Raw genomic sequence first — 26,904 nt, 5'->3', positions numbered from 1 at the left:
GCGACAGATGGAGCAGACTTCGCAAACGGTGACCATCCGCCCCGCCATTCCCGTGGTTCGAATTTTTGATCTGCAGAAGGCGCGCGACTACTATATTGATTATTTGGGGTTTTCTCTGGATTGGGAGTATCAGCACGAAGAGGATCTTCCGATCTATATGCAGATCTCGCGGTCAGGCTGCATCCTGCACCTGAGCGAACATCACGGGGATGCCACGCCGGGCTCTACCTGTTTTGTCCCCATCGACAATGCCATGGCGCTTCATGCGGAACTGGGTGAAAAACGCTATCGCAACATCAAACCGGCGCTTGATGCGATGCCGTGGGGGCTGCAGATCACGGTGACAGATCCCTTTGGCAACCGTTTACGCTTCTGTGAGCAGCGCTCTCGTGGCAGCTAAGGGACGCGAAAGCGTGGCGATCTTGCTGTTTCCCGCCGCTCTATTCACCACTTGACCGCGAACCACTGGACCTCGGGTCGAGAATGGGCCATATCGGGGGAGAGATTTTCGGAGGGACCCATGGGAATCCTGAATTCGCTTTTGCAGGCTGTGACTTGGTGGAATGGCGCCACGCTCAACACAATGATCTACACCCGCCGCAAGGGGGTTAAGGTCGGTGAGGACGATCAGGGCAACGTATTCTATCGCAACGCAGATGACAGCCGTCGCTGGGTGATCTTCAATGGCGAGGCAGAGGCGTCGCGCGTCAGTGCCGACTGGCATGGCTGGTTGCACCGCACTTTTAACGAAGTGCCGAGCGAGAAGCCGCTGAAACACAAGGATTGGGAAAAGCCGCATCAGGAAAACCTGACTGGCACCATGCTGGCGTACGCGCCGGCGGGCTCGATCCGCGCGGGTGGCACGCCAAAACCGCGCAGCGATTACGAGGCGTGGAGCCCCGAATAAGTTTACGCCAAAGGGACGCGCGGATATTGCCCGACGTCCCTTTGCGATCTGGCCAAAAGGCAGGTTTGTAATGACCCATTCCACAACCGAAGTGCTGACCGGTGGCCTTGTGCTGGCCGTGGCAGCAGGGTTTGCGTTTTATGCCGCACAGGCCGCGGGCCTTTCGCGCGGCGGCGATAGCTACCCGCTGACGGCGTCCTTTCGCTCTCTGGAAGGGGTGAGTGTCGGGACCGATGTGCGTCTTGCTGGCGTGAAGATCGGAACCGTGACGGATGTGGCGCTCAATGCGGAAACCTTTCGCGCGGACACGACCTTTTCGGTGGATAAAAGCATCATGATCCCCGACGACAGCGCCATTGTGATCGCGTCAGAGGGGTTGCTTGGTGGAAATTTTGTCGAAGTGATGCCGGGCGGTTCGCCCTTCAACCTTGAGGCGGGTGATGAGATCGTGGACACCCAAGGGGCGGTGAGCCTGATTTCTCTGCTGGTCAAATTTGTCTCCGGCGGCGGTGACGAATCCTGATGAAGCGCCTGATCACACTTGCTTTTTGCCTTCTGGCATCGGCGCCGCTTTCGGCTCAGACGATCTCTGTCGAGGAGCTTGACCCGGTGATCGTGCAGCCGCGCGTCCCCGAAAGCCGTGAGCGTGTTGAACGCATCGAGGCAACCGAGGGTACACTTACGAGCCTGCGCGGGCTAGATAAGGTCAACGGCAAGAGTGTCGATGTCGAGGTGCAGACCGGTGGCACGGCAGAGATCTTCGGCCTGATCGTGACTTTGCGCGAGTGCCGCTATCCAACAGAGAACCCCTCGGGGGATGCTTTTGCGTATCTGACGATCCGGGATCGCCAGGACGGCAAAGTGTTCTTTGATGGTTGGATGATTGCATCGAGCCCCGCGCTCAACGCACTCGATCATCGCCGTTACGACGTCTGGGTTCTGCGCTGCAAGAGCACCTGAGGTGACGGGAGCGCGGGAGAGATGAAATCTCCCGGCTGGTCCAGCGCCTCGGCGAGCCTTCTGCGATAAGCCGCGCGGCTGATTTCCCGCCCCCCAAGAGACGCCAGATGAGGCGTGATGAACTGGGTGTCACATAGAATGTAGCCGCCTGCGTTCAGACGATCCACGAGATAGGCGAGTGCAATCTTGGAGGCATCTCGCCGGCGCGAGAACATGCTTTCGCCAAAAAAGGCGCCCCCAAGTGAGACGCCGTAGACGCCCCCCACCAGCGCATCGTCCATCCAGACTTCGAGAGAGTGAGCAAATCCGTCGTGATGCAGCTCTTGGTAACGGTCAAAGATTTCACCGTTGATCCAGGTCTCTTCGCGATCGGCACACCCCTGCACCACGCCCGCAAAATCGCGGTTTACGCTGATGCTGTAATCATCGCGGCGAAGGCGTTTGGCCAGAGAACGAGAAATCCGAAAACCGTCCAAAGGCAGAATGCCACGGCGCTTTGGATCGACCCAGAACACCTCTGGATCGTCGCGGCTCTCCGCCATGGGGAAGACGCCGTTCGCGTAAGCATGAAGCAGGAGATCAGCGCTGAGCGTCATAGATTAGCCTAGCACGGGGTAGCAGAGGGGCGGAGGTTTTAAACCGCCGCCCCCAGAAAGATGTCTCAGGCCTGAAGGTTGGCTTCAAGCCATTTTTCCAGCCAGTGAATGTTGTACTCACCGGTGTGGATGTCTTTTTCCTGCAAGAGCGCGTGGAACAGCGGCACCGTGGTATCGATCCCGTCCACAATGAGCTCGCCCAGCGAGCGGCTGAGACGCGCAAGGGCCTCTTCCCGGTCGCGCCCGTGGACGATCAGCTTGCCGATCAGGCTGTCGTAGTACGGCGGGATCGAGTAGCCGTCATAAAGCGCCGAATCCATCCGCACGCCAAGGCCGCCGGGGGCATGATATGCGGTGATCTTACCCGGGCAGGGCGAGAAATTCGGCAGCTTTTCGGCATTGATGCGCACTTCGATGGCGTGACCGTTGATGATCAGATCATCCTGCGTGAACGAGAGCGGCAGGCCAGAGGCAACGCGGATCTGTTCACGCACCAGGTCGACGCCAAAGATGGCTTCGGTCACAGGGTGTTCCACCTGCAGGCGGGTGTTCATCTCGATGAAGTAGAACTCGCCATCCTCATAGAGGAATTCGACGGTACCCGCACCGGAGTAGCCCATCTTGCCGATCGCATCCGCGCAGATCTTGCCGATCTTGGCACGCTCTTCCTCGGTGATGCAGGGGCCGGGAGCCTCTTCAAAGACCTTCTGGTGGCGCCGCTGCAAGGAGCAGTCGCGCTCGCCCAGGTGTACGCCGCCGCCTTTGCCATCACCAAAGACCTGGATCTCGATGTGGCGCGGACGCTGGAGGTATTTCTCCATGTAGACTTCGTCGTTGCCAAAGGCCGCTTTGGCTTCTGAGCGCGCGGTCTGGAACGCTTGAACCAGATCTGCTTCGGTCTGGGCCACTTTCATGCCGCGCCCGCCGCCACCGGCGGTGGCCTTGATGATCACCGGATAGCCCATTTCGGCGGCGACCTTTTTTGCGGTCTCCACATCGGGCACACCGCCGTCAGATCCCGGCACACAAGGAATGCCGAGCGCTTTTGCGGTGTCTTTTGCGGTGATCTTGTCGCCCATCTGGCGAATATGTTCTGCGGAGGGGCCGATGAAGGTCAGCCCGTGGTCCTCGACGATCTGCACAAAATTGGCGTTCTCGGAGAGAAACCCGTAGCCCGGGTGGATCGCCTGAGCGCCCGAAATTTCGCAGGCGGAGATGATCGCGGGGATCGACAGATAGCTCTGGGCGCCTGACGGTGGGCCAATGCAGATCGACTCATCGGCCATGCGCACATGCATGGCATCGGCGTCGGCGGTGGAGTGCACCGCAACGGATTGGATGCCCATCTCGCGGCAGGCACGGATCACGCGCAGCGCGATCTCACCCCGGTTGGCAATTAAGATTTTGTCAAACATGGCAGGGCCTTACTCGACGATGACGAGCGGATGACCAAACTCGACCGCGGCGCCATCTTCAACAAGGATGCGCTTCACGGTGCCCGATTTGGGGGCCGGGATATGGTTCATGGTCTTCATTGCTTCGACGATCAACAGGGTGTCGCCTTCGCTCACTTGCTGACCCACGGACACAAAGGCAGAAGCGCCCGGCTCGGGTGCGAGATAGGCGGTGCCCACCATCGGGGAGGTCACAGCGCCGGGGTGATTGGCAGGATCGTCGGATGCGGGCGCTGCGGCTGCGACAGCGGCGGGCGCTGCGGCGGCCGGGGCAGGCGCGGGGGCTGCTGCGACGTGAACCGGCGCGGCGGGAGCGGGGTGCTGGCGGGAGACGCGCACATTCAGGCTGTCATCTTCCGCGTAGTCGCGCTTGACCTGAAGCTCGGTCAGGTCGTTTTCGCGCAAAAGCTCCGCCAGAGCCTTGATGAACGCCACATCTGCTTCGTGAGATTTATTTGTCATTGTGTTCCTCGGCAGGGTCCTGTCTGGCCCCGAATGCGTCCGGGGCGGAAATTTTTGGCCTTATAAGCCATAGCTGACCATAAGGAAAGCGTGCTTGATTGCCTCTGAAGATGAGGGGGAAAGCCTCTCTTTTCAATCATTTTTGCAGGGAAATATCGGCCTCTCTGCGGGCTTCAAAGAGGCATGCCACTGAGTTTTGCGACCAGTTCGGGCAGCTTTTTGGCGTTGAATTTCACCAAGAGGCGCGCCCGGTGAGTCTCTACCGTACGATAGGAGAGATCCAGTTTGAGGCCAATTTCCTTGGCCGAGAGCCCCCGACAGGTGAGGATCGCGACTTCGCGTTCGCGTGGGGTCAGGCTGACAACGGGGCGCTCCTCGGAGAGATCGGCAAAGGACCATACACCGGCCTGAAACGGGCGCGCACCGTCGAGGGATCGCCCGCGCACCCGGCACCAGAACAGCGCGCCCGACGTGCGACGCATAATGCGTTCGTCGTGGTAGATTCCGCTTTGTGATTCCGGCAACTGCAAGATCTCGCCTATGCGCTGGTAATCCTCGGCGCTGGGATAAAGCGCAGCAATTGGTGTCTCGCAAAGCGCCTCTGGGGGGGCGTCAAAGATCTCGGCAAAGAGCAGATTGCACCGCTTGATGATGCGATGTTCCAAAAGCGCAAGTCCAACAGGCGCATAGTCAAAAGCGGGATCAGTTGCGGGATCAGACATGGCCCGGTTCTAAAGCGGGCCTTGGCGCAAGGGAAGGGCGCATGTGTGTCACGGCCGCAAGGTCTGCTCACCCCCGTCGAGGTGTGTGAAAAAAGCCGGACCTGAAAACAGGCCCGGCCCAGGTCGTGTGAGTGGCAGGGATGTGCCGCTCACGACGGAGTAACCAGATGGCGCGCCGGCGGCGTCACCTTTTCAGCGTCCGATCCGCAGATCAGATCGCGAGGTATTCAGAACGCAGTTCTTCGTTTTCGAGAACCTCTGCCGCGGCGCCGTCAAAAACGATCCCGCCTGTGTCGAGGATCACCGCCCGATCAGCCAGTTGCAGTGCCCGCACCGTGTTTTGCTCTACGAGGATGGTGGTCATCCCCTGTTCCTTGATGTGGATGAGGGTTTTTTCGATCTCGTCCACGATCACCGGGGCCAGACCCTCGTAGGGTTCGTCGAGCAACAGCACCTTGATGTCGCGGGCCAGGGCGCGCGCAATCGCAAGCATTTGCTGTTCGCCGCCCGAGAGTGTCACGCCCTCCTGCTTGCGCCGCTCGCCCAGACGCGGGAAGAGCTCGTAGAGGCGCTCGATCGACCAGCCGATTGGTGGGGCAATCTGTGCCAGCTGCAGGTTTTCCTCGACCGTAAGACCGGGAATGATGCGGCGATCTTCGGGCACCAGACCCAAACCGGCAGTGGCGGCCTCGTGGCTTTCCATCAGGTGCAGCGGCTGGTGATCGAGCCAGATCTCGCCCCGTGTTACCATCGGAGAGCCGATGCGCGCGATGGAGCGCAGGGTCGAGGTCTTGCCCGCGCCATTGCGGCCCAAAAGCGCGAGGATTTCGCCCTCATGCACATTAAAGTTGATGCCCTGCACGATGTAGCTTTCGCCGTAATAGGCATGCACATCCCAAACCGACAGAAAGGCAGGGGCGGTGGCCGCGTGGTTGGCGCTCTTGGAGAAATCCGGTTTTACGTTCATGGTCTTGTCCTTTCTCCGTTACGCGGTCTCGCCGAGGTAGGCTTCGCGCACCTTCGGGTTGCCCCGGATGTTTTGCGGATCGTCCTCCACGAGGGGGGTGCCCTGCGCCAGAACGGTGATCCGATTGGCAAGCGAGAACACCACATGCATGTCGTGTTCGATGATGGCGATGGTGATGTCGCGCTCGTCCGAGATCTGTTTCAACAGGTCGATGGTGTTGTTGGTGTCGGCCCGCGCCATACCGGCGGTGGGCTCATCCAACAGGAGCAGCCGTGGCTCCTGACTGAGACACATGCCGATCTCCAGCCGCCGTTTGTCCCCACGCGAGAGCGAGGCCGCGTGCATATGGCGTTTGTCGGCCATATTCATCTCCACCAGCATCGCTTCGGCACGGTCCAGAATGTCGCGCTGCGACATCACTGCGGCAATGGCATTCAGCTCAAACGCGCCGTCCCGTTTCGCCAGGCAGGGGATCATCATGTTTTCAAGAACCGTCAGATCTCCAAAGATTTCAGGCGTTTGAAAGACGCGGCTGATGCCCATCTGGTTGATCTCATAGGGCGCGCGCCCGAGCACCGACTGGCCGTCGAACATCACTGACCCGGTGTCGGGGATCAGCTTGCCGACAAGACAGTTCAGCAGGGTGGATTTGCCGGCCCCATTGGGGCCGATGATGGCGTGGACCGAGTTCTCCTTGACGGAGAGGTTCACATCCGACAGCGCCTGGAGGCCACCAAAGCGTTTGCCGACGTTTTTGACTTCGAGAATGCTCATGAGGGTCTCCTTATTCCGCCGGATTGGTGTTGCTCTGCTTGGCGTCAGACTTCTTGCGCCCCTTGAGCCAGTTTCCGACCCGCTGTCCGCCTTCCACAAGTCCGCCGGGGAGGTAGATCACCACCAGCATGAAGAGGATGCCAAGCGTCAGATGCCAGCCCTTGCCGATAAAGGGGTGGATGATGAAAACCACAAAGTCCTCAAGCCCATCCGGCAGGAAGCTGAACCAGCTGTGCAGCACGTTGTCGTTGATCTTGGAGAAGATGTTCTCGAAGTATTTGATGAAGCCTGCGCCCAGAACCGGACCGATCAGCGTGCCAGCCCCACCAAGGATGGTCATCAGAACGACTTCGCCCGATGCGGTCCACTGCATCCGCTCCGCGCCAGCCAGCGGGTCCATGGAGGCCATGAGACCACCGGCGAGCCCCGCGTACATGCCAGAGATCACAAAGGCCGCAAGCATATAGGGACGGGAGTTGAGACCAGTGTAGTTCATCCGCTGCTGGTTGGATTTCACCGCCCGCAGCATCATCCCAAAGGGCGAGCGGAAGATGCGGATCGCGAGATAGAACGATGCAAGCATCACCAGCGCGCAGAAGTAGTAGCCAAAGTTGAAGGTAAAGGACCAGCCGCCGATCACCAGTTCTGCACTGTCGCGCATCTCCAGCCCAAAGAGGCTCGGGACCGGGATATTGCCCTCGGCGGTCTGGCTGGCGCCGAGAATGCGCGGATCATCCAGCGCCAACTGCAGGCCCGTTTCACCGCCCGTGATCGGGGTCAGAACCGAATAGGCCAGCGCAAACATCATCTGGGCAAAGGCCAGAGTCAGAATGGAGAAGTAGATCCCCGAGCGCCGCAGGCTCACAAAGCCAATCACCAGCGAAAAGAGACCGGAGACCAGAACCGACAGCACGATGGCGGGCAGCACGTTCATGCTCAGCAGTTTGAACATCCAGACGGCCGCATAGGACCCCACCCCGAGAAAGGCCGCGTGACCAAAGGAGAGGTAGCCGGTGAGGCCAAAGAGGATGTTGAACCCGATGGCAAAGACACCAAAGATCACAAAGCGCTGCATCAGGTCCGGATAGCCCGCGTTGAACTGCGCCATGGCGCTGTCGACGGGGAAGGGGTTCAGGATGAACGGGGCGAACATGGTCAGAACAGCCACGATCATGAGAAGTTTGAGATCGGTTTTTTCCAGTTTGAACATGTCCTTAGTCCTCCATCACGCCTTTGCGGCCCATCAATCCACGGGGGCGGGTGAGAAGAATGATGATGGCGACCAGATAGATGATGACCTGGTTGATGCCCGGGATGATGTCGATGACCTCGCGCATGGAGGCAAAGCTCTCGAGCACGCCCAGAAGGAAGCCGGCCAGCACCGCACCGGGCAGGGAGCCCATGCCGCCGACAACCACCACCACAAAGCTCAGCACGAGGAAGTCCATGCCCATGTGATAGTTGGGCGAGTTGATCGGCGTGTACATCACCCCGGCAAGCCCTGCGACGGCGGCGGCCACACCAAAGATGATGGTAAAGCGGCGGTCGATGTTGATCCCCAGTAGCCCCACGGTCTCGCGGTCGGCCATGCCTGCACGCACCACCATGCCGAAGGTTGTGAACTGCAGGAAGGCAAAGACGCCGCCAATGATTACTGCTGCAAAGCAGAAGTAGATGATGCGCCAGTAGGGGTAGATGATGAGGTTGGGGTCAAAGCCGAGTGCAGCCCCGAAATCGAGCGAGCCTTTGAAGGCTTCGGGCGCCGGGGTCGGGATCGGGTTGGCACCGTAAAAGTATTTGATCACCTCCTGCAGAACGATCGCCAGACCAAAGGTCACGAGGATCTGGTCCGCGTGGGGGCGCTTGTAGAAATGCTTGATGAGACCGCGTTCCATGATCACGCCCACGGCAATCATGATCGGGATCGCAAAAAGCACCGACAGCGGCACCGACCAGTCGATGATCGCATTCCCCATCTCGACGCCAAAGATGTCGTGCACATAAGGCACCTCAACTTTCAGCGGATTGCCGAGGAAGTCGGTTTTGGTTTCATCAATGATCGTATGGCTCAGCGTCAGGATGCGCGACAGCGTCACTGCACAGAAGGCCCCAATCATGAACAGCGCGCCATGGGCAAAGTTTACAACGCCCAGCGTGCCGAAAATCAATGTCAGACCCAGCGCGATCAGCGCATAGGCCGAGCCCTTGTCGAGCCCGTTCAGGATTTGGAGGATTATTGCGTCCATCGTCCCACCCTTCGGAAGTGTGAGTGCAAGGTGAACAAGGCCCGGAGGGCAGAGGGCTCAAAACCGCATTGGTTCTTAACGGGGTCCCGCCGGGGGCTTGTCGTTGGGTGCTGGCGACCAGGGCAGCGGGCCGTCTTGCAGTGGCCCGCTACCTGTTTTTGTTCACCAAACAGTGTTTAGAAGTCGTTCGTTCCGGCGATTAGGCGCCGTTGTTGCAGGTGCCGAGCGCACCGCCCTGGAACTGCGGGTGGTTCGGGTCATAGGTGACCTGGCCAACCGGGGTGACTTCGACGATTTCGAGAAGGTCGAACTCCGAGGTCGGGTTCTCTTTCCCTTTCACAACCAGCACGTCCTTGAAGCACTGGTGATCGGCGCCACGATAGAGCGTCTTGCCGTTGCCCAGACCGTCGAACTCATAGTCCTCGAGCGCTTCTGCCACGGCGCAGGGCGCAAAGGAGCCAGCGCGTTCAACCGCGTCTGCATAGAGCAGGGTCTGCACATAGCAGGTGTGAGCGGCCTGGCTCGGCGGGAAGCCGTATTTGGTGCCGAAGGAGCGTACAAAGGCCTTGGAACCTTCGTCCTGCAGCGACCAGTGCCAGTTGGTGGAGCCGAAGATGCCCTTCACGTTGGCGCCCGCACCTTTCGCCATCAGGCGGGAGTAGAGCGGAACAACGATCTGGAAGTCCTTGCCGTTCACCTGCTTGTCGCGCAGGCCGAACTGCACCGCGTTGGTGAGAGAGTTCACCATGTTGCCGCCGTAGTGGTTCAGAACCAGCGTGTCGGCACCGGACTGCAGAACCGGGGCGATATAGGACGAGAAGTCGGTCTGGGTTAGCGGTGTTTTCACCGCAGCCACGGTTTCCCAGCCCATCGCTTCGGTGGAGGACCGGACTGCTTCTTCGGTGGTATAGCCCCAGTTGTAGTCGGCGGTCAGGTGATAGGCCTTACGGTCGGTGCCGTAGGCATTCGCCAGCACCGGCGCCAGCGCCGCACCAGACATGTAAGAGTTGAAGAAGTGGCGGAAACCATTGGCCCGCTTGTCTTTGCCTGTGGTGTCATTGGAGTGGGTAAGACCCGCCATAAAGATTACGCCTGCCTCTTGGCAGAGCGCCTGCACGGCCACAGCCACACCCGAAGACGAGCCGCCCGTGATCATGATCGCACCGTCTTTTTCGATCATGGACTTGGCAGAAGCGCGCGCCGCATCGGATTTGGTCTGGGTATCGCCGGTGACATATTCGACTTTCTTGCCCAGGATGCCATTGCCCTGCAGAGCCTTGGAGCTGAAGGTGGTGAGCATGCCGCCATCGCCACCGCCGTTCAGGTGCTCGACCGCCAGCTCATAGGCGCGCAACTCGTCCGCACCTTCATCGGCGTAAGGGCCGGTCTGCGGGACGTTAAAGCCGAGTGTAACAGTGCCGCCAGTGGGGTTGTTGGTGAATGCATGCGCGCTTTGGGCCGTAAAGATGGTCGGCATGGCGAGCCCTGCACCCGCGACCGCACCGGTTCTCAGCAGGCCGCGACGGCTTACGTCTGACTTGGACATTTAAATTCCTCCCTAGGATTAAAAAAGGCGATGAGCGACTCCTCACTTTCACGCATCACCTTGCAACATTGTGCAAAATGAGTATGGGGGTGTGTTGTAAACCACCGCAATAAAACGCTTGTTTTGAATGTTTTTTCTGTAAAGAAATGTAAAGTGAAGGCGGTGTTGCGGTAAATTTTCTTATTCTGCCGCGCAGAAAGCCGTTGATAACGTGGCGTTTTGCAACAGGAGGCACCTCATGCCCGGAGACAGTCTGACAGGCAGCCGCATCCGCGAGAGGCGCATGATGCTGGGGTTGCGCCAGGCCGATCTGGCCCGTGATGCGGGCATCTCGGCCTCTTACCTCAATCTCATCGAGCACAACCGCCGCAGAATCGGCGGCAAACTCCTTGTGACCTTGGCGCAGGTGCTTGGCGTCGAGCCTTCTCTTTTGACCGAAGGGGTCGAGGCGACGCTTGTGGCGTCCCTGCGCGAGGCTGCGGCAGAAGCGCGCACGCCGATGGTCGAACTCGATCGGGTGGACGAGTTTGCAGGCCGTTTTCCCGGTTGGGCCGAGGTGCTGGCACAAACCCATGGTCGCATCGGCGCGCTGGAGCGTACCGTTCGGTCGCTCTCGGATCGCCTCACCCATGACCCGCACCTTGCCGCCTCGCTCCATGAGGTGCTTTCAACAGCCGCTGCGATCCGGTCCACGGCGGGCATTCTCGCAGAGCCCGGAGAGCTCGAAGCAGAATGGCGTGACCGGTTTCACAAGAACCTCGATCAGGATGCGCAGCGTTTGGCGGACAGCAGCCGCGCGCTGGTCCGGTTTCTGGATGAAAGCGATCAGGACGGCGAGCGGCGCGGCATCCCGCAAGAGGAAGTGGAGGCGTTTCTCGTCGCTCGCGAGTTCCATTTCCCCGAACTAGAAGAGGGCACCGCAAGCCCGCGCGAGCTTGTGCAATCGGTGAGCGAGCTTGAAAGCACCGCTGCCCGCAAGCTTGCCGAGGCGGCCTTGGAGGTCTACCGCGAGGACGCCGAACGCATGCCGATGGCCGCGCTGACGGCCGCCATTGCGCGACACGGTCTGGTGCCGGGCAAACTGGCACAGGCGTTGGATGTGGAAATCTATCGCCTCTTGCGCCGCCTTGCGATGATGCCAGAGGATGTTCTGGGGGTGTCAGTCGGGCTGGTGATCTGCGACGCCTCCGGTTCGATCTTGCTGCGCAAGCCCGTCGCGGGGTTTCCTCTGCCGCGCTTTGGCGCTTCCTGTCCGCTCTGGCCGCTGTTCACCGCGCTTTCGCAACCGGGGGTGCCGATCCAGCGAAACGTGCATCAAGAGGGGCGCGCGGCGCGCGACAGCACCTGTTTCGCGATTTCCTGGCAGGCCGAGCCTTCGGACTTTGACCGCGACCCCGTCCTGCGCTCGGTGATGCTGATCCTGCCGTCTGAGCAGCCAGACCAGCCCCCCGCATCAGGCTCGCGCCCGGTAGGGGCGAGCTGCAGGATCTGCGCGCGGCGCGGATGCGCAGCAAGGCGCGAGCCGTCGATTTTACGCGATGCGAGAGGCGCCAGGTTAACGCAACTCTAACTGCTGGGTGACAGCCGCGCTGCTTTCATGCAAAGATTGCTACCGCACCCGGAGGAACCGGTAACACGGTGTGGTGCTTGGGGAGGACAAGGACATCAATGGCTGGACGAGTCGTTTTGATTGAAGACGAAGCCAATATCGCCGAGGCGATCCGCTTCTTGTTGTCGCGCGAGGGGTGGCAGGTCGATGTTCATGCCGATGGCGGCACTGCGGTTTCCGTGATCGAAGCCAAAAAACCCGATCTGGTGATTTTGGATCTGATGCTGCCGGGCAAGAGTGGCATGGAAATTATCCGTGAACTCAGGGAGTTGAGCGCGTTTTCGGATCTGCCTGTGCTAATGTTGACCGCACGCGGGCAACTCAAGGACCGCGAAATGGCAGAGCGCGCCGGTGTGACCCGTTTTATGACCAAGCCGTTCTCCAACACCGAAGTGTTGACGGCCGTGCGCGATCTTGATGCGCAGGCGCGGCAGTCTCAGGCGCAGGCAGCGGCCGTGCGCGACGCCGGCTGAGCCGCGCGGGATGATCCGATCTGATGGCGCAGGCAGCAAGGACGAGCTGCGCGCTCCTTTTGTGGAGCGCCGGACGTATCGCCGTCGTCGCCTGATGGATATTGCCCGGATTGCGCCAATCCTTGGAGCGCTGCTGTTTCTGGTGCCGCTGCTATGGCCAGAGCCGTCTGGCCCAGAGACGTCGCAGGCCGCCGGCAGCATGTCCGGTGCAATGATCTATATCTTTGGGGTCTGGATCGGGCTCATACTCTTTAGCGTTGGATTTTCCGTCGCGGTCAGGCTTTGGGCGGTCCATTGGACGGGGGTCGGGGCGCCGACCGACACTGCGGATGTGCTGGCCCCGCGCGCCCTGCCTGAGACTGGGCTCGAGCGGACAGACACGCCTCGCCCCGCCGACAACAGCGACCCGGAGGGCGATGCATGACCTCGCTCAACCTTCTGGCAGTCGTGAGCATTGGCTATGTGGCCCTGCTGTTCATGGTGGCCTTTTGGGCGGACCGGCAGGCGCTGCGGGGGCGCAGCGCGCGCTTTATGCGCTCGCCACTGATCTACACGCTGTCGCTGTCGATTTACTGCACGGCCTGGACGTTTTACGGCGCAGTTGGCTATGCGGCGCGCTCCGGCATGGAATATGTCACCATCTATCTGGGGCCGACCCTGGTGATGATCGGCTGGTGGTGGGGACTGCGCAAACTGGTGCGGGTCGGGCGCAGCCAGCGCATCAGTTCGATTGCCGACCTGCTCTCGGCGCGATACGGCAAATCCAACGTGCTGGCCATCGGAGTCACGGTGCTCGCGGTTGTGGGGGTCACGCCCTATATTGCGCTGCAATTGCAATCTATCACCCTTTCGGTCGCGATCTTTGCCGAGGCCGACCCCTCTCGCGGCCACAATGAATCCGGCACGGTGTTCTGGATTGCGATGGGCCTTGCCTGTTTTGCCATCCTCTTTGGGACGCGCAACCTCAACGCCAACGAGCGCCACCACGGCGTCGTCATGGCCGTCGCCCTTGAGGCGGTGGTCAAGCTCATTGCGCTGGTGGCGGTGGGCGTGTTCGTGGTCTGGGGCATCGCTGGCGGGATCGAGGAAACTCTTGCCCGCATCGACCGCTCTCCCATCGGGCATTGGCAGGTGGACGGCGGGCGCTGGACGGCGATCACCTTTCTGGCAGCGGCGGCCTTTGTCTGCCTGCCGCGCATGTTTCAAGTGATGGTGGTGGAGAACGAGGACGAACGCCACCTACGGGTCGCGGCCTGGGCCTTTCCGACTTATCTCCTGCTCATTTCGATCTTTGTGGTGCCAATCGCGGCGATCGGGCTTGAGCTTTTGCCGCAGGGCTCCAATCCGGACCTCTTTGTGCTCGCCTTGCCCCTGTCCCAAGGGCAGAACGGTCTGGCCATGCTGTCATTTCTGGGCGGGTTTTCGTCGGCCACCTCGATGGTGATTGTCGCCGCCATGAGCCTGTCGACGATGGTTTCAAACCACATTGTGATGCCGATCTGGTTGCGCTCGACCGGGGCCTTCAAAGGGGCGTCGGTTTCTGGGGATGTGCGCTCGGTCGTGCTTTTTGCGCGGCGTTTTTCCATCGCCGCGATCATGGCGCTCGGCTATGCCTACTATCAGATCTCGGGCGGCGGCGCAGCGCTGGCCGCCATCGGTCTGATCGCTTTTTCGGGCATCGCGCAGATCCTGCCCGCGCTGGTCGGAGGGCTGTTTTGGCGCGGTGCCACACGCGCAGGCGCGCTTGCGGGGCTGACCATCGGCTTTGTGGTCTGGAGCTATACGCTCTTGCTGCCAGAGGTCGCCGGAGGCGTCTTTTCCAATGCCACGCTGTCGGAAGGGCCGTTTGGAGTCGGATGGTTACGCCCGCAGGCGCTCTTTGGGATCGAGGGCTTTGACCCCATCGTCCATTCTGTCCTCTGGTCCATGAGCCTCAATGTGGCAGCCTTTGCGCTGGTCTCGGTCCTGAGCTTTCCAAGCCCCATGGAGCGTCTCCAGGGCGCGCAGTTCGTGCATGTCTTTGACCACTCGGCGGGTCCCGGTGGCTGGACTGGCTCGGTGGCCCAAAGCGAAGACCTGATGATTATGTCCCAACGCATCCTCGGCCCCGAAGAGGCACAGAAGTTCTTTCAGGCGGCGCTGGAACGTCAAGGCGGCCCGGGGCCATTGCCGGAGCCGACACCGAGTTTTCTCGAGCAACTGGAGCGCGAACTCAGCGCCTCGATTGGGGCGGCGGCTGCCCATGCGATGATCGGCCAGATTGTCAGCGGTGCAGCGGTGTCCGTCGAGGATCTCCTGGCGGTGGCGGACGAATCGGCACAACTTCTGGAATACTCGAGCCGCCTTGAGGCGCAATCAAAAGAGCTCTCGCGCACCGCGCTGCAGTTGCGGGAGACCAACCAGAAGCTAACCCGTCTCTCTGAGCAGAAAGATGCGTTTCTCTCTCAGGTCAGCCACGAGCTGCGCACGCCGATGACATCGGTACGTGCCTTTTCCGAAATCCTGCGCGATGAGCCTTCTCTCAATCCCGCTGAGCAGCATAAATACGCATCGATCATCCATGACGAGGCCCTGCGCCTCACAAGGTTGCTCAATGACCTGCTGGATCTGAGCGTTCTGGAGAGCGGGTCCGTTTCGCTCAATGTTTCGCGCCGGCCTCTGGGCGATGTGCTGGATCATGCGTTGTCCTCGGCGCTGGCGGGCGCGGAGGGTCCGCTGCGGGTGGTGCGGGATCGCAATTCCGAGGCTGTGGAGATTGAAACCGACGTCGACCGGCTGGCGCAGGTCTTCATCAATCTGATCGCCAATGCGCAGAAATACTGCACTGCAGCTGCGCCGGAGTTGCGCATCAATGTGCGGGTCTTTGCCAACCGGGTAGATGTTGAATTCATCGACAATGGCGCTGGAATCCCTGCGGATTTTCGCGAAATGATCTTTGAGAAATTCTCACGCGTGACACCCGAACGCGCAGGAGGGGCAGGTCTTGGGCTGGCGATCTGCAAGGAGATCATGCGCAAGCTGGGTGGTGATATTCATCTGCTTGCGACGCAAAAAGGGGCCGCTTTTCTGGTCTCTTTGCCACGAGAGACGAAAATAGAAGAAATCCTCTGAAATTTGTAAAGGTCTTGGTAACCAGCGCTGGGATAGAACCGTCTGCATACGGGTGCGGAAGGCTTCGGGTTCATTTATGACGGATAAGGATCAAACTGAGGAAGGCAATCGCGCGGTCGGGGGACTGGCGCGCAAACTTGCAGCCTCAAAAGAGGGCACTGCCGGGACAGGCGGCTCGCTCACGCTCAAGGCCTTGCGCAGATCGGTGGCGCGGGCTGCCGAGGATCTGTGCGAATTGCCCATGGCAGTGATCGCGGCACGTCAGACCAACCGCGTGCCCGAGGATCTGACCGGCCTTCTTTCCGATAAACACCTCCTTGTGGTTCTGGATTGCCCTGCAGGACGGATTGGTGCTGCGACACTGGATGCGGCGGCGGTTACAGCTCTGATTCAACAGCAGACCATGGGTACCGTGCTGGGCATGTCCGGGGATGAGCGCAATTATACGCCCACGGACGCCGCCATGGTGGCGGAATTCCTTGAAAAGCTGTTTGCCAAGGTCTCGAGCCTGCTCGAAGACCAGACCGACCTGAGCATCTTCGAAGGCTATCGCTTTGGCGCGCAGGTCGAAGATGTGCGCACACTTGTGCTCGGTATGGAAGCCGAGGATTACCGGGTCATCAATCTCAACGTCGATCTCGCCACTGGCAAGATGCAGGGCGAAATCTGTCTGGTTCTGCCGGAACCGTCTGTCGATGAATATGACGAGGCCAATGCGATCCGTGGCCCGCGTCTGGGGTCGAGCGTTGGCTCCATGCGGGCGGAACTGACGGCGGTCCTGTGCAAGATGCGCGTGCCTTTGCGCCAGTTCTCCACCCTCAAAGTGGGAGAGCTCTTGCCGCTCGATCAGGCCTATCTCTACGAGACCGATTTGATTGCCATCAATGGTCAGGCCATTGCAAAGGGACGGTTGGGGCAGATGAATGGCGCGCGTGCCGTGCGTCTGGATCAGCAGCGCACCCGTCTTGTGCCTCATAACGAAGGCAGTTTTTCCGACGGGATCGGTCATGGTGGGGCGCCCGCGCTCGAAGACAACACGCTTGATCTCTCGATTGCCGCGCATGGTCTGCAGGAACCCGGTGATGGCCTTGGTGGCGATCTCGGTGGCATGATGGGCGGCGACCTAGGTGTCGATTTGGGCGGTGATCTTGGCGGCGACCTCGGAGGCGATTTTGGCGGCGGCCTTGAAGGGGGCGACTTGCCCATGGGCGATTTTGACGCCATGGGAGAGCTGCCCGAACTGCCCATGAATGACCTTGGTGATTTTAACGCCGATGACACGGCGGCCGAGATCTCGGAGCTTGCTGGTCTGTCTGATCTTTCAGAGACCGGAACATAACCACAGCGCCGCGGGGCGCATCAGCTCTCTTGGAAAAATATGGCCCACGGTGGACACCGCGGGCCGTCATTGCGACTGATCTTCGTCAGGGCGTTTCCTTCGCGTGATGCCGGGACAATCGCCCGGAGATCCGCGCTCGGGAATCCGTGGCGGAGACTACCCCTTAAGGGCCTCAAGCGTGGGGCGCAGGCCCGAAAGATCATACCCAGCCTCCTGCGTGGTCGACATGATGTCATCCACCGAAATCTCTGGATTGGCCACCTGACCCAGCGCCCAGATCACGGAACACCGCGTGCCCGAGGCGCAATACGCCAGCACCGGACCTTCTGAACTTTGGACAAAAGCGCCTTGTTTTTCAACGTTTTCCGGCGTCATCGTCTGGTGGGTGAGCGGCAGGACCTGAAAAGACAACCCGGCGTCTTCGACGGCTGCGCGGATCGCCTCGGCCTGATGGCTGGGCGGGACTTCTGCATCAGGTCTGTTGCAGATCACCGTTGTAAAACCGGCGGCTTTGATTGCGGGAATATCCTCCACGGAGATCTGCGGAGAAACCGAGTAGCGGGGGGTCAATGTGCGTGCATCCATGCGGTATCGTTTACGCCTTTGTCCCGCATTGGTCTAGATCGAAGCGCCGTACAGGTTCGATCTCGGGCAGGGGTTTTGGTCCTGCAGGACCGGAATACACGCAACGCAAATGGGCAACGTGCCTTTTATTGCAGCCTTAACGCTTGGAATGCGTCAATTTGCGGAATTGCAGGGGCACATAGATTGCCCCACCTTTTGATTTGAGTAGACTTGATCGACGCAGCGCGTGCCAGGCTGCGAATACAGGGGGCTTTGGTTGACCTGTAAGGGAGGAGTAACGAATGACATCGCAACAGTTGATTGAACGTGCCTGCGATCTTGAGCAGGAGATCCGCACCGCGTCTGAGGCCGCTCGGCAGGATCTGCATCAAGAATTTGCACGCATTCTGCGACGGATCGAAGCGGCCGGCGTGCCGGTGCCCGGGCATCTGCGTCGCACGGAACAAGTGCTGAACGACGAATTGGTCGAAAGCCAGTTTGACAACATGCCGATCTGACCGGTGCTGCGTGGCCTGATGCTGCATCAGGCCACGGGTGTTCAGCGCAGGAACAGCCCGACCATCACCAGCATCAGCCCAAGCACCGAGAGCAACAAAGCGCCGAGGTTCTTGGGCAGAACCGACTGCAAGACGTCGCGCAACTCGTCATCGGTCAGCCCCTTGCGTTTGGCGCGTACGACGGTCCACACGCACCACACCAGCCCCACCATACCCAGGATCGACAGGCCGCCACCGGCCCAAATCAGGTATTCCATCGCTTGCCATCCTCTTGCCACTGCGCACTTGGCGCACGTTCTGCGCCTGCGCTCTCACGGGTGAACAAGCGCCTACAAGAGTGGTCGCGCCACTGCAAGCAAATGCAGGCGAACTCCAGTCTTGCGAGGCGTGCAGCAGCCCTGTATCCCTCTGCCTCAACCGGGTTCAACCGGAGCAGTTGAGGCAATTTGCACGAGGGCCATCCCATGGACATGACCGAAGATGAAAAGAGTGAAAACTACCGCGTGACGGCTGGCGAACTGCGTCAGTTTGTCGAACGGTTCGAGCGTCTGGACGAAGAGAAAAAGGCGATCGCCGAGCAACAGAAAGAGGTCATGGCCGAAGCCAAGGGGCGCGGGTATGACGTCAAGGTTCTGCGCAAGATCATCGCCCTGCGCAAGCGCGACGAAAACGACATCGCCGAAGAAGAGGCGGTTCTCGAGATGTACAAAGAGGCGCTTGGCATGTCCTGATCGGGGCATTTCAGTGTGGTTTTGGAACGGGGATCTGGGGCAACTCAGATCCCCGTTTTGCGTCTGAAGCCCCCGGTTCGCTCTCATCTTGCAACAATATTCGAATGTGCCACAGTTTTGGGCACTGTGATTTTGCGAACAATATCAAGCCTCAAGCGGAAGATTTTTATCTCGTGATGCAGAATAATGCAGCCTCTCTAAATTTTACCAGTTGATAAAAAAATCGCCTGTGGCACTGTGTGGATAACAAGAAGACATCACTGACTGTCCAATTTCAGCAAGGAGACACCCAATGGCAGTAGGCCACCAGGTATCCGGCGTGCGTTCTGAGCGATTGAGTGCCCAGGAAATCGCCGAGAACTTCGCAGATCTTCACGCGCCTTATGACGCGCATGAAGCCGCGGTTGCAGCGGATCGCTGCTATTTCTGTTACGACGCGCCCTGCATGACGGCCTGTCCGACAAGCATCGACATCCCGCAGTTCATTCGTGAAATTCAGGCGGGTCATGCCGAGAGCGCGGCAAAGACCATTCTTGAGCAGAACATCCTTGGCGGGATGTGTGCGCGGGTTTGTCCGACAGAGACGCTCTGCGAGGAAGTCTGCGTGCGTGAAGTGGCCGAAGGCAAGCCGGTCGAGATCGGTCGCCTTCAGCGCTATGCCACGGATATGCTGATGGAAAAGGGCGCGCACCCCTTTACCCGTGCTGCGGCGACAGGCAAGCGGGTCGCGGTCGTCGGTGCGGGGCCTGCCGGGCTTGCGGCGGCGCACCGGTTGGCTATGCACGGTCATGAGGTGACAATCTACGAGTCCAAACCCAAGGCGGGTGGTCTCAATGAATTTGGCATCGCCGCCTATAAATCGACCAATGATTTTGCTGCGCGCGAGGTCGAGTGGCTGCTCCAGATCGGTGGGATCACCATCGAGTACGGTCAGGGCCTCGGCGCGGGCCTCACGCTTGACGGGCTTCAGGCGGATTTCGACGCGGTGTTCCTGTCTGTCGGGCTGCAAGGCGTCAACGCGCTGCGCGCAGAAGGTGAAGACAAGGACGGCGTGCGCGATGCGGTGGATTTCATTGCCGAACTGCGCCAGGCCGAAGATCTGCGCTCGCTTCCGGTTGGGCGCAATGTGGTGGTGATCGGCGGCGGTATGACCGCTGTAGACGCGGCCGTGCAGTCCAAACTCTTGGGTGCCGAGAATGTGACCATCGCTTATCGTCGCGGTCGCGACGCCATGGGCGCAAGCCGTTTTGAGCAGGATCTCGCGGCCTCCAAGGGCGTGAAACTGATGTTCAACGTGATGCCCAAGGCGATCCATGGCAACGGCGCCGCCGCAGAGATCGAGCTCGAGTACACCGAAATCGTTGACGGGCGCGTGAAAGGCACCGGAGAGACCCTCCGCCTTGCTGCGGATCAGGTGATGAAAGCCATCGGTCAGACGCTCGAAGGCCAGCCGGATGCACTGGCGCTTGAGGGCGGCAAGATCAAAGTCTCCGAGACGGGCAAAACCTCCGTCGCCGGGGTCTGGGCCGGGGGCGACTGTGCCTCTGGCGGCGATGATCTCACGGTCACTGCCGTTGCCGAGGGTCGCGATGCGGCCGAAGATATCCACGCAAGCCTGATGGGCTGAAGCCGCTATGCGCCGCTCCCCCAGGTGGGGCGGCTTGCATAGTTAGCAAATAGGGAGAGATCAAATGGCTGATCTTACAACAGAATTCCTCGGTATCAAATCGCCGAATCCTTTCTGGCTGGCCTCCGCGCCGCCCACCGACAAAGAATATAACGTGCGCCGCGCCTTTGAGGCGGGCTGGGGCGGTGTGGTCTGGAAGACCCTCGGCGCCGAAGGGCCACCGGTTGTCAACGTGAACGGGCCGCGGTATGGCGCGATCTGGGGGGCGGACCGCCGTCTTCTGGGGCTCAACAACATCGAACTGATCACGGATCGCCCGCTGGATGTGAACCTCGAGGAGATGACCCGCGTCAAAAAGGACTACCCGGATCGCGCGCTGATTGCGTCGATCATGGTGCCCTGTGAAGAGGCGGCTTGGAAAGCGATCCTGCCGCGTGTGGCGGAAACAGGATGTGACGGGATCGAGCTCAACTTTGGCTGCCCGCATGGGATGGCCGAGCGCGGCATGGGTTCTGCTGTGGGGCAGGTTCCGGAATACATTCAGATGGTCACCGAATGGTGCAAACAGTATTATGACAAGCCGGTGATCGTGAAGCTCACGCCCAATATCACCGACATTCGTCATCCGGCGCGGGCCGCGAAGGCCGGCAATGCCGATGCTGTGTCTCTGATCAACACCATCAATTCGATCACCTCGGTCAACCTTGATGCAATGTCGCCCGAACCGATGATTGGCGGCAAGGGCACCCATGGCGGCTATTGCGGCCCGGCGGTGAAACCGATCGCCATGAATATGGTGGCCGAAATTTCCCGCGATCCGCAAACCGCAGGTCTGCCTATTTCCGCCATTGGCGGCGTGACAACATGGCGCGATGCGGCGGAGTTCATCGCTCTTGGGGCTGGCAATGTGCAGGTTTGCACGGCGGCCATGACCTATGGGTTCAAGGTCGTTGAAGAGATGATTTCGGGCCTGTCGGATTGGATGGACGAGAAGGGCTATTCCTCGATCGAGGACTTCCGTGGCATGGCGGTTCCGAATGTGACCGACTGGCAGTATCTGGACCTCAACTATGTGACCAAGGCCAAGATCTCTCAGGATGACTGCATCAAATGCGGACGTTGCTATGCGGCCTGCGAGGATACCTCGCATCAGGCGATTGAGATGTCGGCGGATCGGACCTTTACCGTGAAGGACGACGAATGCGTGGCGTGTAACCTGTGCGTCAACGTCTGTCCGGTTGAAGGCTGTATCACCATGGAAGAGGTTGCCGTGGGCGCCATTGATGAACGCACCGGCAAGGTGGTGAGCGGCGAATATGGCAACTGGACCCAGCACCCTAATAATCCGTCTGCAACGGCTGCGGAATAAACAAAAAAGGGCGGGGGCGCTCCCGCCCGTTGCGGATGCCGGTCTGAAACCGGCACCCGCTCCCCTTGGGCCAAGCGCCGCGCGTTGCGCGGCGCTCTATCGTTTCAACCGGATCAACAGGCCTGAGGCCAGCGGAGTGAATTTCTGGGGGGGGCAATGGGGGCATTATTGACCTGAGAGGCCGACGTAAGTGACTTGCGCAGGCAGATCTATCTCGGGAGGTGGTGCCAGTTCGAGGCACAGGATCTCTGCACCCAGCCGTCTTCTGGCCAGGGCGCGGGGGATCGGATCAGGGCGGGGTCAACATCCTGCGATAGAGCGTGTCGAGAAACTCCGGTGCGGCCTCAAACGGATCTTCGGGGGTCATCAGCGCCTGCACCTGGACCTCGAAATCGGCGTAGTGTTGCGTGAGCGACCAGATTGAAAACAGCAGATGGCGCGGGTGAACCGGGGCGATCTTGCCGGCGTCCATCCAGTTCTGGAAAATCAGTTCGGTCTTGTCCACCAGCGCACGCAGGTCGGTCGAAAGCGTGTCGATCATGCGCGGTGCGCCTTGCACGATCTCATTGGCAAAGAGACGGCTTTCGCGCGGCATGCTCTGACTCATCAGCAATTTGCGCTGCACATAGCCGAGGATTTCCTCCATCGGTTCGCCATCCGGGTCGATTTCATGCAAGGGCGCCAGCCAATCGTCAAGAAGCTTTGACAAAAGCTCTGTAAAGATCGCTTCTTTTGAGGGGTAATAATAGAGCAGATTGGGCTTTGAAAGACCGGCGGCGGTGGCCACCTGATCTACCGTGGAGCCACGAAACCCATGTTGGGAAAACACTTCCAGAGCGGCCTCTAAGATATTGGCACGGTTTCGTTTTTGAATTCTCGTGGGGCTGCGGTCTGAGGCCATATCGTGCCGATTCTTTCTCTTGCTGTGAGAGGTCGCGAAGCTGCTTGAAAATTGCTCATATCATAAGCAGCCAAAATCTTATCCTGAAATCAGGACGCGCAATTTCTTGACTGAGTCTGATCTGGTGATAGCGTGAGTTTGACCAGTTGGTCAAATGTGCGCGCCTTCAAGGCTCCGACATTGGCCAGCGGCAGAAAAAAGAGCCACTGACCCGGGCGGAGCCAACCGCGCGTGACCTTGCCCCGCTCTTCGCGGGCAGGGCGGACTACAGGGAAGGAAGCAAAGAGACATGACGGCGCTTGGACAGAATCTGAAAATCAATGGCGATCGGCTGTGGGACAGTCTGATGGATATGGCCAAGATTGGCCCCGGTGTGGCCGGTGGCAACAATCGCCAGACGCTCACCGATGAGGACGCCGAAGGCCGCGCCCTGTTTCAGTCGTGGTGTGAAGCGGCGGGCATGACCATGGGGCTCGACTCCATGGGCAATATGTTTGCAACCCGCCCGGGTGAAGATCCCGAGGCATTGCCGGTCTACATGGGATCGCATCTCGACACCCAGCCGACGGGCGGCAAATACGATGGCGTTCTAGGGGTGCTTGGCGGTCTTGAGGTCGTGCGGACCATGAATGACCTCGGCATCAAGACCAAGCACCCGATCGTGGTGACCAACTGGACCAATGAGGAAGGCACGCGGTTTGCTCCGGCTATGCTGGCGTCGGGCGTGTTTGCCGGCAAACATACGCAAGACTGGGCCTATGGGCGCGAGGATGCTGAAGGCAAGACCTTTGGCGACGAGCTGAAGCGCATCGGCTGGGTTGGCGATGAAGAGGTCGGCGCCCGCAAGATGCACGCCATGTTTGAGCTGCACATCGAGCAGGGTCCGATTCTTGAGGCTGAGAAGAAAGACATTGGCGTGGTGACACACGGTCAGGGGCTCTGGTGGTTGCAATGTACCGTGACCGGCAAGGATGCGCACACTGGCTCGACCCCGATGAATATGCGGGTGAACGCCGGGCTCGGCATGGCGCGGATGACGGAAGCGGCGCATCAGATCGCCATGGCGCATCAGCCGCATGCAGTGGGCGCAGTGGGGCATTGCGATGTCTTCCCCAACTCGCGCAATGTGATCCCGGGCAAGGTGGTGTTCACCGTGGATTTCCGCTCTCCCGACCTTGAAAAGCTGACATCGATGCGCACGCAATACGAAGCCAAAGCAAAGGAAATCGCGGCGGAGCTCGGTCTCGGTCTGGAGATCGAGCCGGTGGGGCATTTCGACCCGGTGACCTTTGATGAGAGCTGCGTGAGTGCGGTTCGGGGCGCGGCAGAGCGTTTGGGCTATAGCCACATGGATATCGTCTCTGGCGCGGGGCATGATGCCTGCTGGATCAATGATGTGGCACCCACCGCGATGATCATGTGTCCTTGCGTGGACGGTCTGAGCCATAATGAGGCGGAAGAGATTTCGAAGGACTGGGCCGCGGCCGGCACGGATGTGATGCTGCATGCGGTGCTTGAGACGGCTGAGATCGTCGCCTGACAACAAGAGGGGGCTCTGCCCCCGTCGCGGTTCCCGCGACTCCCCCGGGATATTTGGAGTTAGAAGAAACTCTGCCGGGAGCTCAATAACAAAACGGCGCAAAAGTCGCCGGACCACAGGGAGTTTGATATGACGACAGTCATCAAGAACGGCACCATTGTGACCGCGGATCTAACCTATAAGGCGGATGTCCTGATCGAGGGCGGCGTCATCACCGAAATCGGCCCGGATCTGAAGGGCGATGAGGTGCTGGATGCCAGCGGTTGCTATGTCATGCCTGGCGGGATTGATCCGCATACCCATCTGGAGATGCCGTTCATGGGCACCTATTCTTCGGATGATTTTGAAAGTGGCACCCGTGCCGGGCTTGCGGGCGGGACCACCATGGTGGTCGATTTTGCGCTTCCGCAGCCGGGTGAGAGCCTGCTCGATGCGCTCAAGCGCTGGGACAACAAGTCGACTCGCGCCAATTGTGACTATTCCTTCCATATGGCGGTGACCTGGTGGGGCGAGCAGGTCTTTGATGAGATGAAGACCGTCATCGAGACCCGGGGCATCAACACCTTCAAGCATTTCATGGCCTACAAGGGCGCCTTGATGGTGAATGATGATGAGCTTTATGCGTCATTTCAGCGTCTTGCGGAGTTGGGTGGCATCGCCATGGTGCATGCCGAGAACGGCGATGTGGTGGCGGAGTTGAGTGCCAAGCTTTTGGCCGAGGGCAATACCGGCCCCGAAGCGCATGCTTATTCGCGCCCGCCGCAGGTGGAAGGCGAAGCCACCAACCGGGCGGTCATGATTGCGGATATGGCCGGTGTGCCGCTCTATGTGGTGCACACCTCCTGTGAAGAGAGCCACGAGGCCATTCGTCGGGCGCGCATGCTTGGCAAGCGGGTCTGGGGCGAGCCGCTCATCCAGCATCTGACACTGGATGAGAGCGAGTATTTCAACCCCGATTGGGATCACGCTGCGCGGCGCGTGATGTCGCCACCGTTTCGCAACAAACAGCATCAGGACAGCCTCTGGGCGGGGCTTCAGTCCGGGTCCCTGTCGGTGGTCGCGACCGATCACTGCGCGTTCTCGACCGAGCAGAAAAGATACGGCGTGGGCGATTTCACCAAGATCCCCAACGGCACGGGCGGGCTTGAGGACCGGATGCCGATGCTCTGGACGCATGGTGTCGAAACTGGCCGCCTGACGCCCAATGAGTTTGTCGCGGTGACCTCGACCAATATTGCCAAGATCCTGAACTGCTATCCCAAGAAGGGGGCTGTGCTTGTGGGGGCGGATGCAGATCTGGTGGTCTGGGATCCCAAGAAAACCAAGACGATCTCTGCCGAGAGCCAGCAATCTGCCATTGATTACAACGTGTTCGAGGGCAAAGAGGTGAAGGGCCTGCCGCGCTACACCCTGACCCGTGGACAGGTCGCCGTGATGGACGGTGAGATCAAGACCCAGGAAGGTCACGGCAAATTTGTGGAGCGCGCGCCCAACACCGTGGTGAACAAGGCGCTCAGCACCTGGAAAGAGCTGACCGCGCCGCGCCCGGTTGAGCGCAGCGGCATTCCCGCCACTGGCGTCTAAACGCATGAAAACGGGGGCCTCTGCGCCCCCGTTTGTTTGATCAAGGCTATGAAATGAATATGCAAATGACCTCAGAGGTAGAACAAGCCATCGATCGGGAGCCAGGGGCGGCTGTGATACAAGCACGCGATCTGGACCTTGTGTTTGGATCAGGCGACACATCCGTACACGCGCTGAAGGACATCAATCTGACCATCAATAAGGGGGATTTCGTCTCCTTTATTGGGCCATCGGGCTGCGGCAAGACCACGTTTCTGCGCTGTATCGCGTCTCTGGAGACGCCGACAGGCGGAAGCCTCACGGTGAACGGGATGACGCCGGAAGAGGCGCGCAAGCAGCGTGCCTATGGCTATGTGTTTCAGGCGGCGGGGCTTTATCCGTGGCGCACGATCGCCAAGAACATCAAGCTTCCGCTTGAAATCATGGGATATTCCAAAGCGGAACAGGACAAGCGCGTGGCCGAGGTGCTGGAGCTTGTGGAGCTTGCGGGCTTTGGTGGAAAATTTCCGTGGCAGCTGTCGGGGGGGATGCAGCAGCGCGCCTCGATTGCGCGTGCGCTGGCGTTTGATGCGGATCTGTTGCTGATGGATGAACCCTTTGGCGCGCTTGACGAAATCGTGCGCGACCACCTCAACGAACAGCTCCTGAAGCTCTGGGCGCGCACCAACAAGACCATCGGTTTTGTGACCCATTCGATCCCCGAAGCGGTGTATCTGTCGACCAAGATCGTCGTGATGTCGCCCCGTCCGGGTCGTATCCACGAGGTGATCGAGAGCACCCTGCCCAAGGAACGCCCGCTCGATATTCGCGACACGCCGGAGTTCATCGAGATTTCGCATCGCGTGCGTGAGGGGCTTCGTGCGGGGCATGCTCATGACTGAGGATTTTGCAATGGAGGGCGGCG

28 protein-coding genes are annotated in these 26,904 nt (G+C 59.9%); 16 read left to right on the top strand and 12 right to left on the bottom strand.

Features of this window, described 5'->3' with window-relative positions:
* Positions 1-7: 7 nt before the first annotated feature.
* From TM1040_RS11995 to TM1040_RS11980, 4 genes are all read left to right on the top strand, one after another.
* On the top strand, positions 8-400 hold the full coding sequence (locus tag TM1040_RS11995; RefSeq protein WP_011538857.1) for a glyoxalase superfamily protein: 393 nt from the start codon (positions 8-10) through the stop codon (positions 398-400).
* A gap of 120 nt (positions 401-520) precedes the next feature.
* Positions 521-907 carry an NADH:ubiquinone oxidoreductase subunit NDUFA12 gene (locus tag TM1040_RS11990; protein WP_011538856.1) on the top strand — a complete coding sequence of 129 codons (387 nt, stop codon included), beginning with the start codon at positions 521-523 and terminating at the stop codon, positions 905-907.
* 70 nt (positions 908-977) lie between these two features.
* Positions 978-1,430 carry an outer membrane lipid asymmetry maintenance protein MlaD gene (gene mlaD, locus TM1040_RS11985; RefSeq protein WP_011538855.1) on the top strand — a complete coding sequence of 151 codons (453 nt, stop codon included), beginning with the start codon at positions 978-980 and terminating at the stop codon, positions 1,428-1,430.
* On the top strand, positions 1,430-1,867 hold the full coding sequence (locus tag TM1040_RS11980) for a DUF2155 domain-containing protein (RefSeq protein ID WP_011538854.1): 438 nt from the start codon (positions 1,430-1,432) through the stop codon (positions 1,865-1,867). Before mlaD ends, TM1040_RS11980 begins: the two co-directional genes overlap by 1 nt.
* Here the strand turns inward: TM1040_RS11980 and aat are convergent.
* The 9 genes from aat to TM1040_RS11935 all read right to left on the bottom strand — a co-directional run bounded on the left by aat (position 1,831) and on the right by TM1040_RS11935 (position 10,634).
* Positions 1,831-2,463, bottom strand: a complete 633-nt coding sequence (gene aat, locus TM1040_RS11975) for a leucyl/phenylalanyl-tRNA--protein transferase (protein WP_011538853.1) — start codon at positions 2,461-2,463, stop codon at positions 1,831-1,833. The genes TM1040_RS11980 and aat overlap by 37 nt on opposite strands.
* Before the next feature lie 65 nt (positions 2,464-2,528).
* Positions 2,529-3,878, bottom strand: coding sequence for an acetyl-CoA carboxylase biotin carboxylase subunit (gene accC / locus TM1040_RS11970; RefSeq protein ID WP_011538852.1), 1,350 nt, complete (start codon positions 3,876-3,878; stop codon positions 2,529-2,531).
* A 9-nt stretch (positions 3,879-3,887) separates the two neighbouring features.
* The gene (gene accB / locus TM1040_RS11965) at positions 3,888-4,379 is read right to left on the bottom strand and encodes an acetyl-CoA carboxylase biotin carboxyl carrier protein (RefSeq protein ID WP_011538851.1); all 492 of its coding nucleotides are present in this window, start codon (positions 4,377-4,379) and stop codon (positions 3,888-3,890) included.
* A 173-nt stretch (positions 4,380-4,552) separates the two neighbouring features.
* Complete coding sequence (locus tag TM1040_RS11960; RefSeq protein WP_011538850.1) at positions 4,553-5,101, bottom strand: helix-turn-helix domain-containing protein; 549 nt, start codon at positions 5,099-5,101, stop codon at positions 4,553-4,555.
* Positions 5,102-5,312: 211 nt separating this feature from the next.
* On the bottom strand, positions 5,313-6,068 hold the full coding sequence (locus TM1040_RS11955) for an ABC transporter ATP-binding protein (protein WP_011538849.1): 756 nt from the start codon (positions 6,066-6,068) through the stop codon (positions 5,313-5,315).
* 18 nt (positions 6,069-6,086) lie between these two features.
* Complete coding sequence (locus TM1040_RS11950; RefSeq protein WP_011538848.1) at positions 6,087-6,842, bottom strand: ABC transporter ATP-binding protein; 756 nt, start codon at positions 6,840-6,842, stop codon at positions 6,087-6,089.
* Between the two features lie 10 nt (positions 6,843-6,852).
* Complete coding sequence (locus tag TM1040_RS11945) at positions 6,853-8,052, bottom strand: branched-chain amino acid ABC transporter permease (protein WP_011538847.1); 1,200 nt, start codon at positions 8,050-8,052, stop codon at positions 6,853-6,855.
* A 4-nt stretch (positions 8,053-8,056) separates the two neighbouring features.
* The gene (locus TM1040_RS11940) at positions 8,057-9,088 is read right to left on the bottom strand and encodes a branched-chain amino acid ABC transporter permease (protein ID WP_011538846.1); all 1,032 of its coding nucleotides are present in this window, start codon (positions 9,086-9,088) and stop codon (positions 8,057-8,059) included.
* 199 nt (positions 9,089-9,287) lie between these two features.
* Entirely contained in the window at positions 9,288-10,634 is a 1,347-nt protein-coding gene (locus TM1040_RS11935; protein WP_011538845.1) for a substrate-binding protein, read from the bottom strand.
* Between the two features lie 238 nt (positions 10,635-10,872).
* Between TM1040_RS11935 and TM1040_RS11930 the strand changes: the two genes are divergently transcribed.
* The 5 genes from TM1040_RS11930 (at position 10,873) to TM1040_RS11910 (ending at position 17,166) form a co-directional block, all read left to right on the top strand.
* Entirely contained in the window at positions 10,873-12,204 is a 1,332-nt protein-coding gene (locus TM1040_RS11930) for a helix-turn-helix domain-containing protein (protein ID WP_011538844.1), read from the top strand.
* Between the two features lie 98 nt (positions 12,205-12,302).
* Positions 12,303-12,716: a response regulator transcription factor gene (locus TM1040_RS11925; RefSeq protein ID WP_011538843.1), complete on the top strand. Its 414-nt coding sequence runs from the start codon at positions 12,303-12,305 to the stop codon at positions 12,714-12,716.
* Between the two features lie 10 nt (positions 12,717-12,726).
* Complete coding sequence (locus TM1040_RS11920; RefSeq protein ID WP_011538842.1) at positions 12,727-13,140, top strand: hypothetical protein; 414 nt, start codon at positions 12,727-12,729, stop codon at positions 13,138-13,140.
* Positions 13,137-15,827 carry an ATP-binding protein gene (locus TM1040_RS11915; RefSeq protein WP_011538841.1) on the top strand — a complete coding sequence of 897 codons (2,691 nt, stop codon included), beginning with the start codon at positions 13,137-13,139 and terminating at the stop codon, positions 15,825-15,827. Before TM1040_RS11920 ends, TM1040_RS11915 begins: the two co-directional genes overlap by 4 nt.
* Positions 15,828-15,903: 76 nt before the next feature.
* Complete coding sequence (locus TM1040_RS11910) at positions 15,904-17,166, top strand: FliM/FliN family flagellar motor C-terminal domain-containing protein (protein ID WP_011538840.1); 1,263 nt, start codon at positions 15,904-15,906, stop codon at positions 17,164-17,166.
* A 156-nt stretch (positions 17,167-17,322) separates the two neighbouring features.
* Here TM1040_RS11910 and TM1040_RS11905 read toward each other — a convergent pair whose 3' ends face one another.
* On the bottom strand, positions 17,323-17,751 hold the full coding sequence (locus TM1040_RS11905) for a TIGR01244 family sulfur transferase (RefSeq protein WP_011538839.1): 429 nt from the start codon (positions 17,749-17,751) through the stop codon (positions 17,323-17,325).
* Between the two features lie 281 nt (positions 17,752-18,032).
* On the opposite strand from TM1040_RS11905, the gene TM1040_RS11900 reads away from it, so the two are divergent.
* Positions 18,033-18,248 carry a hypothetical protein gene (locus tag TM1040_RS11900; RefSeq protein WP_011538838.1) on the top strand — a complete coding sequence of 72 codons (216 nt, stop codon included), beginning with the start codon at positions 18,033-18,035 and terminating at the stop codon, positions 18,246-18,248.
* A gap of 41 nt (positions 18,249-18,289) precedes the next feature.
* Here TM1040_RS11900 and TM1040_RS11895 read toward each other — a convergent pair whose 3' ends face one another.
* Positions 18,290-18,505, bottom strand: coding sequence for a hypothetical protein (locus tag TM1040_RS11895; protein ID WP_011538837.1), 216 nt, complete (start codon positions 18,503-18,505; stop codon positions 18,290-18,292).
* 207 nt (positions 18,506-18,712) lie between these two features.
* Here TM1040_RS11895 and TM1040_RS11890 point away from each other — a divergent pair, with 207 nt between their 5' ends.
* From TM1040_RS11890 to preA, 3 genes are all read left to right on the top strand, one after another.
* A complete protein-coding gene (locus tag TM1040_RS11890) occupies positions 18,713-18,979 on the top strand; it encodes a DUF2312 domain-containing protein (RefSeq protein ID WP_005609905.1) in 267 nt (88 codons plus the stop codon).
* Between the two features lie 292 nt (positions 18,980-19,271).
* Positions 19,272-20,606 carry an NAD(P)-dependent oxidoreductase gene (locus TM1040_RS11885; protein ID WP_011538836.1) on the top strand — a complete coding sequence of 445 codons (1,335 nt, stop codon included), beginning with the start codon at positions 19,272-19,274 and terminating at the stop codon, positions 20,604-20,606.
* Positions 20,607-20,670: 64 nt separating this feature from the next.
* Complete coding sequence (gene preA / locus TM1040_RS11880; RefSeq protein ID WP_011538835.1) at positions 20,671-21,975, top strand: NAD-dependent dihydropyrimidine dehydrogenase subunit PreA; 1,305 nt, start codon at positions 20,671-20,673, stop codon at positions 21,973-21,975.
* 289 nt (positions 21,976-22,264) lie between these two features.
* On the opposite strand, the gene TM1040_RS11875 is transcribed toward preA, so the two are convergent.
* Positions 22,265-22,876 carry a TetR family transcriptional regulator C-terminal domain-containing protein gene (locus TM1040_RS11875; protein WP_011538834.1) on the bottom strand — a complete coding sequence of 204 codons (612 nt, stop codon included), beginning with the start codon at positions 22,874-22,876 and terminating at the stop codon, positions 22,265-22,267.
* A gap of 289 nt (positions 22,877-23,165) precedes the next feature.
* Between TM1040_RS11875 and TM1040_RS11870 the strand changes: the two genes are divergently transcribed.
* The 3 genes from TM1040_RS11870 to TM1040_RS11860 all read left to right on the top strand — a co-directional run bounded on the left by TM1040_RS11870 (position 23,166) and on the right by TM1040_RS11860 (position 26,881).
* Positions 23,166-24,416 carry a Zn-dependent hydrolase gene (locus tag TM1040_RS11870; RefSeq protein ID WP_011538833.1) on the top strand — a complete coding sequence of 417 codons (1,251 nt, stop codon included), beginning with the start codon at positions 23,166-23,168 and terminating at the stop codon, positions 24,414-24,416.
* 129 nt (positions 24,417-24,545) lie between these two features.
* The gene (hydA, locus tag TM1040_RS11865) at positions 24,546-26,000 is read left to right on the top strand and encodes a dihydropyrimidinase (protein WP_011538832.1); all 1,455 of its coding nucleotides are present in this window, start codon (positions 24,546-24,548) and stop codon (positions 25,998-26,000) included.
* A 53-nt stretch (positions 26,001-26,053) separates the two neighbouring features.
* Positions 26,054-26,881, top strand: a complete 828-nt coding sequence (locus TM1040_RS11860; RefSeq protein ID WP_044027135.1) for an ABC transporter ATP-binding protein — start codon at positions 26,054-26,056, stop codon at positions 26,879-26,881.
* The last annotated feature ends 23 nt before the right edge of the window (positions 26,882-26,904 follow it).

The organism is Ruegeria sp. TM1040 (assembly GCF_000014065.1).
Taxonomy (GTDB): domain Bacteria; phylum Pseudomonadota; class Alphaproteobacteria; order Rhodobacterales; family Rhodobacteraceae; genus Epibacterium.
The sequence above is the reverse complement of the archived record's forward strand: the minus strand, read 5'-3'. Positions and strand labels throughout refer to the sequence as shown.

Coding starts and splice junctions, on each gene's coding strand:
- TM1040_RS11935 (WP_011538845.1), bottom strand. CDS start 10,634: ATGTCCAAGTCAGACGTAAGCCGTCGCGGCCTGCTGAGAACCGGTGCG.
- preA (WP_011538835.1), top strand. CDS start 20,671: ATGGCTGATCTTACAACAGAATTCCTCGGTATCAAATCGCCGAATCCT.
- TM1040_RS11890 (WP_005609905.1), top strand. CDS start 18,713: ATGGACATGACCGAAGATGAAAAGAGTGAAAACTACCGCGTGACGGCT.
- accB (WP_011538851.1), bottom strand. CDS start 4,379: ATGACAAATAAATCTCACGAAGCAGATGTGGCGTTCATCAAGGCTCTG.
- TM1040_RS11910 (WP_011538840.1), top strand. CDS start 15,904: ATGACGGATAAGGATCAAACTGAGGAAGGCAATCGCGCGGTCGGGGGA.
- TM1040_RS11895 (WP_011538837.1), bottom strand. CDS start 18,505: ATGGAATACCTGATTTGGGCCGGTGGCGGCCTGTCGATCCTGGGTATG.
- TM1040_RS11960 (WP_011538850.1), bottom strand. CDS start 5,101: ATGTCTGATCCCGCAACTGATCCCGCTTTTGACTATGCGCCTGTTGGA.
- hydA (WP_011538832.1), top strand. CDS start 24,546: ATGACGACAGTCATCAAGAACGGCACCATTGTGACCGCGGATCTAACC.
- mlaD (WP_011538855.1), top strand. CDS start 978: ATGACCCATTCCACAACCGAAGTGCTGACCGGTGGCCTTGTGCTGGCC.
- TM1040_RS11950 (WP_011538848.1), bottom strand. CDS start 6,842: ATGAGCATTCTCGAAGTCAAAAACGTCGGCAAACGCTTTGGTGGCCTC.
- TM1040_RS11925 (WP_011538843.1), top strand. CDS start 12,303: ATGGCTGGACGAGTCGTTTTGATTGAAGACGAAGCCAATATCGCCGAG.
- aat (WP_011538853.1), bottom strand. CDS start 2,463: ATGACGCTCAGCGCTGATCTCCTGCTTCATGCTTACGCGAACGGCGTC.
- accC (WP_011538852.1), bottom strand. CDS start 3,878: ATGTTTGACAAAATCTTAATTGCCAACCGGGGTGAGATCGCGCTGCGC.
- TM1040_RS11875 (WP_011538834.1), bottom strand. CDS start 22,876: ATGGCCTCAGACCGCAGCCCCACGAGAATTCAAAAACGAAACCGTGCC.
- TM1040_RS11885 (WP_011538836.1), top strand. CDS start 19,272: ATGGCAGTAGGCCACCAGGTATCCGGCGTGCGTTCTGAGCGATTGAGT.
- TM1040_RS11930 (WP_011538844.1), top strand. CDS start 10,873: ATGCCCGGAGACAGTCTGACAGGCAGCCGCATCCGCGAGAGGCGCATG.
- TM1040_RS11945 (WP_011538847.1), bottom strand. CDS start 8,052: ATGTTCAAACTGGAAAAAACCGATCTCAAACTTCTCATGATCGTGGCT.
- TM1040_RS11915 (WP_011538841.1), top strand. CDS start 13,137: ATGACCTCGCTCAACCTTCTGGCAGTCGTGAGCATTGGCTATGTGGCC.
- TM1040_RS11980 (WP_011538854.1), top strand. CDS start 1,430: ATGAAGCGCCTGATCACACTTGCTTTTTGCCTTCTGGCATCGGCGCCG.
- TM1040_RS11995 (WP_011538857.1), top strand. CDS start 8: ATGGAGCAGACTTCGCAAACGGTGACCATCCGCCCCGCCATTCCCGTG.
- TM1040_RS11905 (WP_011538839.1), bottom strand. CDS start 17,751: ATGGATGCACGCACATTGACCCCCCGCTACTCGGTTTCTCCGCAGATC.
- TM1040_RS11900 (WP_011538838.1), top strand. CDS start 18,033: ATGACATCGCAACAGTTGATTGAACGTGCCTGCGATCTTGAGCAGGAG.
- TM1040_RS11870 (WP_011538833.1), top strand. CDS start 23,166: ATGACGGCGCTTGGACAGAATCTGAAAATCAATGGCGATCGGCTGTGG.
- TM1040_RS11860 (WP_044027135.1), top strand. CDS start 26,054: ATGAATATGCAAATGACCTCAGAGGTAGAACAAGCCATCGATCGGGAG.
- TM1040_RS11940 (WP_011538846.1), bottom strand. CDS start 9,088: ATGGACGCAATAATCCTCCAAATCCTGAACGGGCTCGACAAGGGCTCG.
- TM1040_RS11990 (WP_011538856.1), top strand. CDS start 521: ATGGGAATCCTGAATTCGCTTTTGCAGGCTGTGACTTGGTGGAATGGC.
- TM1040_RS11920 (WP_011538842.1), top strand. CDS start 12,727: ATGATCCGATCTGATGGCGCAGGCAGCAAGGACGAGCTGCGCGCTCCT.
- TM1040_RS11955 (WP_011538849.1), bottom strand. CDS start 6,068: ATGAACGTAAAACCGGATTTCTCCAAGAGCGCCAACCACGCGGCCACC.